9 protein-coding genes and 1 tRNA gene are annotated in these 9,286 nt (G+C 56.3%); 7 read left to right on the top strand and 3 right to left on the bottom strand.

Annotation, left to right across the window (positions count from 1 at the left end; all coding sequences use genetic code 11):
- The first annotated feature begins 182 nt into the window (after window positions 1–182).
- From CWM53_RS27250 to CWM53_RS27235, 4 genes are read left to right on the top strand one after another with little or no spacing between them, the layout of a single operon-like run.
- Window positions 183–473: a MoaD/ThiS family protein gene (locus CWM53_RS27250; protein WP_008804180.1), complete on the top strand. Its 291-nt coding sequence runs from the start codon at window positions 183–185 to the stop codon at window positions 471–473.
- Entirely contained in the window at window positions 470–1,645 is a 1,176-nt protein-coding gene (moeB, locus tag CWM53_RS27245) for a molybdopterin-synthase adenylyltransferase MoeB (protein WP_100730322.1), read from the top strand. The genes CWM53_RS27250 and moeB overlap by 4 nt, the downstream gene beginning before the upstream one ends.
- Window positions 1,646–1,682: 37 nt before the next feature.
- Entirely contained in the window at window positions 1,683–2,627 is a 945-nt protein-coding gene (locus CWM53_RS27240; protein WP_074385369.1) for a family 2A encapsulin nanocompartment shell protein, read from the top strand.
- On the top strand, window positions 2,614–4,104 hold the full coding sequence (locus CWM53_RS27235; RefSeq protein ID WP_077268370.1) for a cysteine desulfurase: 1,491 nt from the start codon (window positions 2,614–2,616) through the stop codon (window positions 4,102–4,104). The genes CWM53_RS27240 and CWM53_RS27235 overlap by 14 nt, the downstream gene beginning before the upstream one ends.
- 73 nt (window positions 4,105–4,177) lie before the next feature.
- On the opposite strand, the gene CWM53_RS27230 is transcribed toward CWM53_RS27235, so the two are convergent.
- A tRNA-Asn gene (locus CWM53_RS27230) sits at window positions 4,178–4,253 on the bottom strand.
- Between the two features lie 330 nt (window positions 4,254–4,583).
- Here CWM53_RS27230 and nac point away from each other — a divergent pair.
- The 3 genes from nac to ldtA all read left to right on the top strand — a co-directional run bounded on the left by nac (window position 4,584) and on the right by ldtA (window position 7,578).
- Window positions 4,584–5,501 (top strand): nitrogen assimilation transcriptional regulator NAC, encoded by a 918-nt coding sequence (gene nac, locus CWM53_RS27225; RefSeq protein ID WP_100730321.1) that lies wholly within the window; start codon window positions 4,584–4,586, stop codon window positions 5,499–5,501.
- 106 nt (window positions 5,502–5,607) lie between these two features.
- On the top strand, window positions 5,608–6,558 hold the full coding sequence (gene cbl / locus CWM53_RS27220) for an HTH-type transcriptional regulator Cbl (protein ID WP_100730320.1): 951 nt from the start codon (window positions 5,608–5,610) through the stop codon (window positions 6,556–6,558).
- A gap of 78 nt (window positions 6,559–6,636) precedes the next feature.
- A complete protein-coding gene (ldtA, locus tag CWM53_RS27215; protein WP_061153989.1) occupies window positions 6,637–7,578 on the top strand; it encodes a L,D-transpeptidase in 942 nt (313 codons plus the stop codon).
- A 198-nt stretch (window positions 7,579–7,776) separates the two neighbouring features.
- On the opposite strand, the gene CWM53_RS27210 is transcribed toward ldtA, so the two are convergent.
- Together CWM53_RS27210 and CWM53_RS27205 are read right to left on the bottom strand one after the other, a co-directional pair.
- Window positions 7,777–8,013, bottom strand: coding sequence for a hypothetical protein (locus tag CWM53_RS27210; protein ID WP_074385370.1), 237 nt, complete (start codon window positions 8,011–8,013; stop codon window positions 7,777–7,779).
- Between the two features lie 308 nt (window positions 8,014–8,321).
- Entirely contained in the window at window positions 8,322–9,242 is a 921-nt protein-coding gene (locus CWM53_RS27205) for a LysR family transcriptional regulator (RefSeq protein ID WP_100730319.1), read from the bottom strand.
- Window positions 9,243–9,286 lie beyond the last annotated feature (44 nt).

Raw genomic sequence — 9,286 nt, 5'->3', positions numbered from 1 at the left:
CTGCCGTTTTACGCCTACATCATCGTGGCGGTCGCGCAGCGGCAGGCGGGGGCGCTGACCAGCTGGCGGCTCACGCAGGACCGTCTGCACTTTTTGCAGGAGGAAGTGCACATCGTTTCATGACGTGAATAACAGGCACAACGTTGCCGGAAACCAGAGCAAAACACGGAGAGATTATCACTATGGCATCGACATTACTGATCCCCACTGCGCTACGCGCGTTCACCGACGGTCAGGGGAAGGTGACCCTCGAAGGTCACACCGTTGGGCAACTGGTCGCGGCGCTGGCGGCGCGATATCCGGACATTCAGCCGCATCTGTATGACGACGCAGGCGCGTTGCGCAGCTTTATCAATCTGTATGTGGGAGAACACAATATTAAAACTACCGGTGGGCTGGAGACGCCGGTTAGCGATGGGGCGGAAGTGCTGCTGGTTCCCGCCATTGCCGGTGGCGTCGGGAAGGCGATATGAGTAGACCGAGTATTATCCCGGACGACCGTCTGACGGAACTGACGCATGCTGAAATTGCCCGTTACAGCCGCCACTTGCTGCTGCCGGAAGTCGGGCTTGAGGGGCAAAAGCGTCTGAAGGCCGCCCGCGTGTTGCTTATTGGCACCGGCGGGTTGGGGGCGCCAGTGGCGCTTTATCTGGCCGCGGCGGGTGTCGGTAAGCTGGGGATTGTCGACTTTGATTTTGTCGATATCTCCAACCTGCAAAGGCAGATTATTCACAGCACCAAAGATATTAACCGGCCCAAAGTCGCTTCGGCGAAAGACAAGATTAAAGCAATCAACCCCGAGATTCAGGTGGAAACCTATAACACCACCCTGAGCAGTAAAAACGCGCTCGAGATCATCCGCGAATACGACCTGGTGGTCGACGGCACGGACAATTATCCCACCCGGTATCTGATCAACGATGCCTGCGTGTTACTGGGTAAGCCGCTGGTCTACGGCTCCATCTTCCAGTTTGAAGGACAGGCTAGCGTCTTTTATGCCGGGCAAGGACCCTGCTACCGCTGCCTTTATCCCGAGCCACCGCCGCCGGGTCTGGTGCCCTCCTGCGCGGAAGGCGGTGTGGTCGGTGTGTTGCCGGGAATTATTGGCACGATTCAGGCCGCGGAAGCCATCAAGCTTATCGTCGGCGGCAGCGAGAGCCTGATCGGCCGTCTGCTGCTCTTTGATGTGTGGCAGATGAAGCAACGTGAACTGCGGCTGGAGAGGGACCCCGACTGTCCGGTCTGCGGTGAGCATCCGTCGATCCATGCGCTCATCGACTATGAGGAGTTTTGCGGGCTGAAACCCGATGAGTCAGAAGTACCCATTGAAAGCGTCACGGCGCTTGAGCTTCACGCCTGGATAGAGGAGGGAAAACCCCTGCAACTGATCGACATTCGTGAGCCCCACGAAAGAGCGATCGCAAAATTTCCGCAGGCCAAAGTGATGCCGCTGGGCCAGATAGTCAGACGTATCGATGAATTCGATCCGACGGTCGATGCGGTGTTTCTGTGCAAGATAGGGCAGCGCAGTATTTTCGCCATTCGGGCACTCCAGCGCGCAGGTTATCAGGGGCGCGTGATGAATTTAAAAGATGGCCTAAACGCCTGGGCGCGGGATGTCGATACCCGTTTACCGCAGTACTAACCTTCAGCTCCACTCTTTCAAACACTAAGGACTTAACATGGCAGAACAAAAAAGCATTAATGCACTGGGGCGTGAAGCCGCGTATCAGTTAGCGAACGTGACCAAAACGGCGCCGCAATTCGCGGCAATTACTCCGCGCTGGGTCAGCCGTTTTCTCGATTATAAAGGGCTGGAGTCGGGAATTTATCGCGTCAACAAGGTCGTGGAGGGGGAGACGCCGCTGGACGTATTATGCAGCCAGGATCCTTCGCGCGTAGAGATACCGCAGGGCTATATTGAGTATCAGACCACACCGCGTGAATATCAGCTGGATTCGATCTCGACCATTATTAACGTCGATACCAAAATCGCCGATCTCTACAGTTCGCCCTATGACCAGGCGTCAGAGCAAATTGCGCTGGCGATCGAAAGCCTGCGTGAACGTCAGGAAAGCCAGCTTATCAATAATGATGAATATGGACTGCTGAAAAATATTGATGACTCGCAGCGCATTCAGACCCGCAACGGCCGCCCGACGCCGGATGATCTGGATGAGTTGTTGTCAAAAGTGTGGAAAGAGCCTTCCTTCTTCCTCGCCCATCCGCGGGCCATTGCCGCCTTTCAGCGTGAGGCCACGCGCCGCGGTGTGCCGCCGGTCACGGTGAACCTGCATGGCGGGACTTTTATTCTGTGGCGCGGTATTCCGCTGATCCCTTCCGATAAACTGTTTGTCGACGGACTGAAGAACCCAAAAAGCCAGGGCGGGAAAACTAATATTCTGCTGATTCGCTCCGGGGAAAATAAACGCGGCGTGCTGGGACTTTATCAGGAAGGGCTGCCAAACGAGCAGTCTCGCGGGCTGTCGGTGCGCTTCCGCGGGATCGATGACAACGGCGTGGCCTCTTATTTACTCTCACTTTATTGCTCCGCCGCGATCCTGGCCGATGACGCCATTGCCGTGCTGGAAGATGTTGAAGTGGGTGAATATTATGACTACGAGTAATTTATTCACGCTTCCCTATGCGCCAGGCGGATGGCCCGGCGAGGTGGGTGACGCCCCCTCTGCACGCGATTATGGCCTGCCCGACGCGCGGGATCTGCAAGGATTGTTAGGCGATACGCCCGCCCGTCCGCGCGGAGTGGAGGCGGCCTACGCGCCGCGGGTGGTGCCACTGGGCCAGGAGAGCAGGGCGGATATCGCCCCTCGCGGGTTTGCGTCATTGCCTGCTTTCGGCTCCCGGCCTGCGCCAGCGGCGCGGGTTGGGCAGATCCCGGTTGAGCGGATCCGTGCGGATTTTCCGATCCTCGCCGAACAGGTGGAGGGGCATCCGCTGGTGTGGCTGGATAATGCCGCGACGACCCAGCGCCCGAAGCAGGTTATCGATCGCATCAGCCATTATTATTTGCACGAGAACTCGAACGTTCATCGGGCGGCGCATACGCTTGCCGCCCGTTCCACCGATGCTTATGAAGCCGCACGGGAGAAAGTATCGCGCTTTATTGGCGCCCGCGGCCCGGAGAATATCATCTTCGTGCGCGGCACCACGGAGGGACTCAACCTTATCGCGCACAGCTACGTGAAGCCGCTGCTACGCCCTGGGGATGAAATTATTCTCACGCAGCTTGAGCATCACGCCAACATTGTCCCGTGGCAACTTATTGCGCAGGAGACGGGTGCGACGATCCGCGTTGCGCCGGTTGATGAGCACGGACAGCTGATCGTCGAGGAGTATATTCGGTTATTCAACGATAAAACCCGTTTTGTGTCCGCCACTCACGTTTCCAACGCCCTGGGGACCGTGACGCCGGTTCAGGAACTGGTGCAGATCGCCCATCGTTTTGGCGTGCGTATCGCCATCGACGGCGCGCAGTCTATCTCGCATATTCCGACCAACGTCACGGCGCTGGATGCCGATTTCTTCGTCTTCTCCGGGCATAAAATTTTTGGACCTACCGGGATCGGCGTCGTCTATGGCAAGCAGGAGGTGCTGGAAGAGGCGCGCCCGTACCAGGGTGGCGGGAACATGATTGCCGACGTGACCTTTGAACTGACGCGCTATCAGCCTTCGCCGAATAAGTTTGAAGCGGGAACGGGCAATATTGCCGATGCCGTCGGTCTGGGGGCGGCCATCGACTATGTGACCTCACTGGGGATTGAAAATATTGCGCAGTATGAGCATGCCTTACTGGAGTATGGGATTGCGAAGCTGTCGGCTATTCCGGGCCTGACGCTGGTCGGCACCGCGGCGAACAAAACCAGCGTCTTGTCTTTTGTGCTGGCGGGGCATGAAAATGAAGCCGTGGGGCGCTATCTCAGTCAGGTTGGCATCGCTGTGCGGTCCGGGCATCACTGTGCGCAACCGATCCTGCGTCGTTTGGGCTATGAGAGTACCATCCGGCCTTCGCTGGCTTTTTATAACACGCCGCAGGAAATTGATTTTCTCGCCGAACAGGTTGCCCGATTTGCCGCGCGGCAATGACGCCGCAACCCGCGTAAGGCCGCATGAAAACCGAAAAGCAAAAAGCCTGCTCGAAAGCAGGCTTTTTTAAATTTGGCTCCTCTGACTGGACTCGAACCAGTGACATACGGATTAACAGTCCGCCGTTCTACCGACTGAACTACAGAGGAATCGTGTGAACGGGGCGCATATTAACGATGCCATCCGGCCTTGTCAAAGCCTGATTCAAAGAATTGCGTTCAACTGCTGACAATTTCAACAACCCCTGGCTGGGCGCCGCTTTTTTCACCATTGCGCACCGTTGCGGTGCAAAAATACCCCTAATGGGGCATACCACAATCTGCTTACCGGGCAAATAAAAGCTGGATTGTTATCACTATCCCTTATAACACGGCCTCTGGCGGGCAGCGGCAGCGCAATTGAAAAGCTGGCAAGCAAATTGCAGAACCAGTTGCATCATACTTCCAGCGTTGACGCTGGCGTTCCTTACAGGAGGCAAAATGAACTTAAGACGACTGAAATATTTTGTGAAAATCGTCGATATCGGCAGTCTGACCCAGGCCGCTGAAGTCTTGCACATCGCACAACCGGCCCTGAGCCAGCAGGTCGCGACCCTGGAAGGTGAAATGGACCAGCAGTTGCTGATACGCACCAAGCGAGGGGTCACGCCAACAGAAGCCGGTAAAATTCTCTACACCCATGCGCGAACCATCCTGCGCCAGTGTGAGCAGGCGCAGCTGGCGGTCAATAACGTCGGCCAGACGCTGCGTGGTCAGGTCTCGATTGGCCTGGCGCCGGGCACGGCAGCTTCTGCCATTACCATGCCGTTGCTACAGACGGTGCGTAATGAGTTGCCCGAGGTGATGGTCTATCTGCAGGAGAGCAGCGGCACTGCGCTGAATGACAAGCTGCTGGCGGGTCAGCTGGATATGGCGGTGCTGTATGAGCGTTCGCCAGTGGCCGGTATCGTCAGCCAGCCGCTGCTGAAAGAGGATCTCTACCTGGTGGGTACCCGCGACTGCCCGGGACAGAGCGTGGACCTCACGGCAGTGGCGGAGATGAACCTGTTCCTGCCGCGGGATTACAGCGCGGTTCGGGCGCGGGTCACCGAGGCGTTCACCCTGCGTCGTCTGTCGGCGAAAATTATCGGTGAGATCGAATCCATTACCACCCTGACCGCGGCTATCGCCAGCGGCATGGGAGCGACGGTCCTGCCGGAATCCGCTGCCCGCGCCCTGTGCGGCGCGGCAAACGGCTGGATGGCGCGGATTAGCACGCCGTCGATGAGCCTGTCGCTGTCGCTGAATATGTCGGCACGCGGCAGTCTGTCGCCGCAGGCGCAAGCGGTGAAAGAGATCCTGCTGTCTCTGGTGAGCCGCCCGTCGCTGGAGAACCGTGAACTGCAGCTGGTTAGTTAGGCTATATTCTCTTAAGGAATAAGTTGCTGGTTTTTATTATTTGTTACCTGGGACAACAGACTTTAACAATAGCAGATACGTTAAGTCCATTGGCCCGGAGGAAAGGGTGAACTTCCAGCAACTGAAAATTATCCGTGAGGCGGCCCGTCAGGATTACAACCTGACGGAAGTCGCGAATATGCTCTATACCTCGCAGTCAGGCGTCAGCCGCCATATCCGGGAACTGGAAGAGGAGCTGGGGATTGAGATCTTTATCCGTCGCGGTAAGCGCCTGTTAGGCATGACCGAGCCGGGTAAAGCGCTGTTATCCATTGCCGAGCGCATCCTCAATGAAGCCAGCAACGTCCGGCGGCTGGCGGATCTTTTTACCAATGATGCCTCCGGCGTCTTAACCATCGCCACCACCCACACCCAGGCGCGCTACAGCCTGCCGCCGGTGATTAAAGCCTTCCGCGAGTTGTTCTCAGATGTTCGCGTCGAGCTGGTGCAGGGCACCCCGCAGGAAATCGAAGCGCTGCTGCATAACGGCGGGGCGGATATCGGTATCGCCAGCGAGCGCCTGAGCAACGACCCGATGCTGGCGGCTTTCCCCTGGTTCCGTTGGCATCACAGCCTGCTGGTGCCGAAGGATCATCCTTTGACGCAGGTTTCTCCTCTGACGCTGGAGGCGATCGCCCGCTGGCCGTTAATCACCTATCGCCAGGGGATCACCGGCCGTTCGCGAATCGATGAGGCCTTCAACCGCAAAGGGCTGATGCCGGATATTGTGCTGAGCGCCCAGGATTCCGATGTCATCAAGACCTATGTCGAGCTGGGGCTGGGCGTCGGGCTGGTTGCCGAGCAGTCCGGGGATGCCCGGGAAGCGGACACCTTTACGCGCCTCGATACCCGCCATCTGTTCGATGCCAATACCGTGTGGCTGGGGTTGAAGCGGGGCCAGCTCCAGCGCAACTACGTGTGGCGCTTTATCGAACTGTGCAATGCCGGACTGTCGCTGGATGAAATTAAGCGTCAGGCGATGGAGCCGGAAGAGGCTGCTATCGACTATCAGATTTAAGTCATGGTGGGTCAGCGGATCGAGGCGAGGAAATAACGCTATAATTCACACACGAGAGTCGCGACTGAGGAAGGGAAAATGACGATGCGGCGTGTGAAATTACTTTGTTCTGCGCTGATGCTGCTCGCCAGCCACGGCGCACTGGCCGTCAGCTACCCGCTGCCGCCGGAGGGAAGCCGTCTGGTGGGCAGCGCATTTACCATCGCCGTCCCGGAGAACAACACCCAACCGCTGGAAAGTTTTGCTGCCCAGTACGGCCAGGGGTTGAGCAATATGCTGGAGGCCAACCCCGGCGTCGATGTCTATTTGCCGCACTCCGGTTCGACGCTGACTATTCCGCAACAGTTGATCCTGCCTGACACTGTGCGCGAAGGGATCGTCATCAACGTCGCCGAAATGCGTCTCTATTATTACCCGCCGCTGGGCAATAGTGTGGAAGTGCTGCCGATAGGCATTGGCCAGGCCGGGCGCGAAACCCCGCGTAACTGGGTGACGGCGGTAGAGCGCAAGCAGGAGGGACCCACCTGGGTTCCGACCGCCAATACCCGGCGCGAGTATGCGAAAGAGGGCAAAACCCTGCCGGCGCTGGTGCCGCCCGGGCCTGATAATCCGATGGGGCTGTATGCGATCTACATCGGCAGGCTGTATGCCATCCACGGCACCAACGCTAACTTTGGCATCGGGCTGCGCGTCAGCCAGGGGTGCATTCGCCTGCGCAATGACGATATTAAATTCCTGTTTGATAACGTACCAGTGGGGACGCGCGTCCAGCTGATCGATCAGCCGGTGAAGTACACCGTGGAGCCGGACGGTAGCCATTGGCTGGAGGTGCACGAGCCGCTGTCGCGCAACCGGGCGGAATTTGAATCCGACCGAAAGGTCCCGCTACCGATGACCTCGGCGCTGCGCGAGTTTACCCAGGGGCCGGGAGTGAGTCCTTCGCAGGCCGAGCAAACTCTGCAACGCCGCTCCGGCATGCCGGTGAATATTAGCGCCTCAGCGGTGCAGGGGAGTTTGTAGCGGGTCGTTTAGCCTGATTAACGGTTATTGTAAGAAGGCTCTTTTGCTGTCGATGCATTCAACGTTGTTGGGGATAAGGATCGGGAAACCGATCCTTAACTTATGAGCAGTGGCGGTGATGGCGTTTTAATGAGGGTGCCAGGAGATGCTCAGGAGGAGATGATAAAATCTGCAAATATATCTATGGACTTAATATTGTTACTGAGGATCTTTTTTTTGGCTGCCATTGTCCATGAAAGCGAAGATACCGCTTATGATAGCCAATATCCAGAATATAATACTAATGAGTTTTGCAGAATCCATATTATCAAAACACTCCTGACCACAGCCACTACCGCTGACCCCCATCCCGACGATCATGAAGCTCATCATGCCGCTCAGCAATGCCAGAATCACGAAAATTACAGTGACGATAATTTTTATACCTTTTATCATAAATTAATATCCTTATTTTATTAAATGCAATTTTCTATAATTATAATGAATGGTGCGGGAATGACGATATTAAAGATAAAGTGTACCTCATCGGTAATCCCATGAATACTGTAGTTAGGCAAACAGACTAGTGTTAGGGGAAATATTTCCAGCGAGTCCCGAATAGGACGGCAATCCCGCATTATAGTTCTCGGATTCGTTATAAATATTTAAATTGGGAAAACGATTTCTATTATTCACTTTCGTTCAAAACAACGGGAATGATCACCCATCGTCGTTGATAAGCGAATCAGGGAGTTGGGATGTCGTTACTTATTGTTGGTAATGGGGACATGCTGCTGCATCAATTCAACGATCCAGTCAATAAAAACGCGCAGTTTGCCGTTGACATGGCGGTTCGGCGGAAACGCCAGGTGCAGGGGCATTGGGCTGATACGCCATTGTGTAAATAACGGAATCAAAGCGCCAACAGCCTGATGTGCTGCCGCCATATAGATTGGCAGCGCAATCACGCCTAACCCGGCTAATCCAGCTTCGAGGTAAGCATTGCCGTCATCTACGGCAAGCACATAATTGCCCGTAATTTCAATCTGTTCACTCTCACTGCGCAGAACCAGAGGATCAATCTTACGGGTGCGTGAGGAGACGAATCCTACTATGCGATGGTCGGTGCTTTGCAGTTCTCGCGGGTGCGCAGGGGCGCCAAGGCGTTCAACATAACGGGGGGCGACGTAGACGCCGATTTGCAAATCGCCGACATGGCGTGCGATTAGGGACTGGTCGGTGATTTCACCACCGCGCAGAACGCAATCCACGTTGTCGCCGATCAGATCCACCACCCGGTCGCTCACACCCATGTCGAACTGGATATCTGGGTAGCGGGCGTGGAAAGCCGGTAGCGCCGGCACCAGAATAAGGCGGGCCAGCGGGCTGGGTACATCCACCCGTAGCCGTCCCCTGGGCGTCATCGCCGCACTGGACAGGCTGTTTTCAGCATCCTCCATGTCCGCCAGGAGACGGATGATGCGTTCGTAGTAGACCGCGCCATCAGGAGTCACACCGAGTTTGCGGGTGGTGCGATGGAGCAATTTGACGCGCAGGCGCGCTTCCAGCTGCTGAATGAGTTGCGTCACCGTGGTTTTGCTCATATGAAGCGTTTGGGCAGCCTTCGTGAAGCTACCTGCCTCCACCACGCGAGCAAAGGCGCGCATCGCATCGAAACGATCCATTCCTTATCCTCTCTTTTCACCGATTGTTTGGATATTACAAACAA

The organism is Klebsiella sp. A-Nf5, assembly GCF_002810545.1.
Classification (GTDB): Bacteria; Pseudomonadota; Gammaproteobacteria; order Enterobacterales; family Enterobacteriaceae; genus Klebsiella; species Klebsiella variicola.
This window is presented reverse-complemented; position numbering and strand designations above follow the sequence as displayed.

Excerpts from the sequence above, each read along its gene's own strand:
- CWM53_RS27250 (WP_008804180.1), top strand. The coding sequence starts at position 183 with ATGGCATCGACATTACTGATCCCCACTGCGCTACGCGCGTTCACCGAC.
- moeB (WP_100730322.1), top strand. The coding sequence starts at position 470 with ATGAGTAGACCGAGTATTATCCCGGACGACCGTCTGACGGAACTGACG.
- CWM53_RS27240 (WP_074385369.1), top strand. The coding sequence starts at position 1,683 with ATGGCAGAACAAAAAAGCATTAATGCACTGGGGCGTGAAGCCGCGTAT.
- CWM53_RS27235 (WP_077268370.1), top strand. The coding sequence starts at position 2,614 with ATGACTACGAGTAATTTATTCACGCTTCCCTATGCGCCAGGCGGATGG.
- nac (WP_100730321.1), top strand. The coding sequence starts at position 4,584 with ATGAACTTAAGACGACTGAAATATTTTGTGAAAATCGTCGATATCGGC.
- ldtA (WP_061153989.1), top strand. The coding sequence starts at position 6,637 with ATGACGATGCGGCGTGTGAAATTACTTTGTTCTGCGCTGATGCTGCTC.
- CWM53_RS27210 (WP_074385370.1), bottom strand. The coding sequence starts at position 8,013 with ATGATAAAAGGTATAAAAATTATCGTCACTGTAATTTTCGTGATTCTG.
- CWM53_RS27205 (WP_100730319.1), bottom strand. The coding sequence starts at position 9,242 with ATGGATCGTTTCGATGCGATGCGCGCCTTTGCTCGCGTGGTGGAGGCA.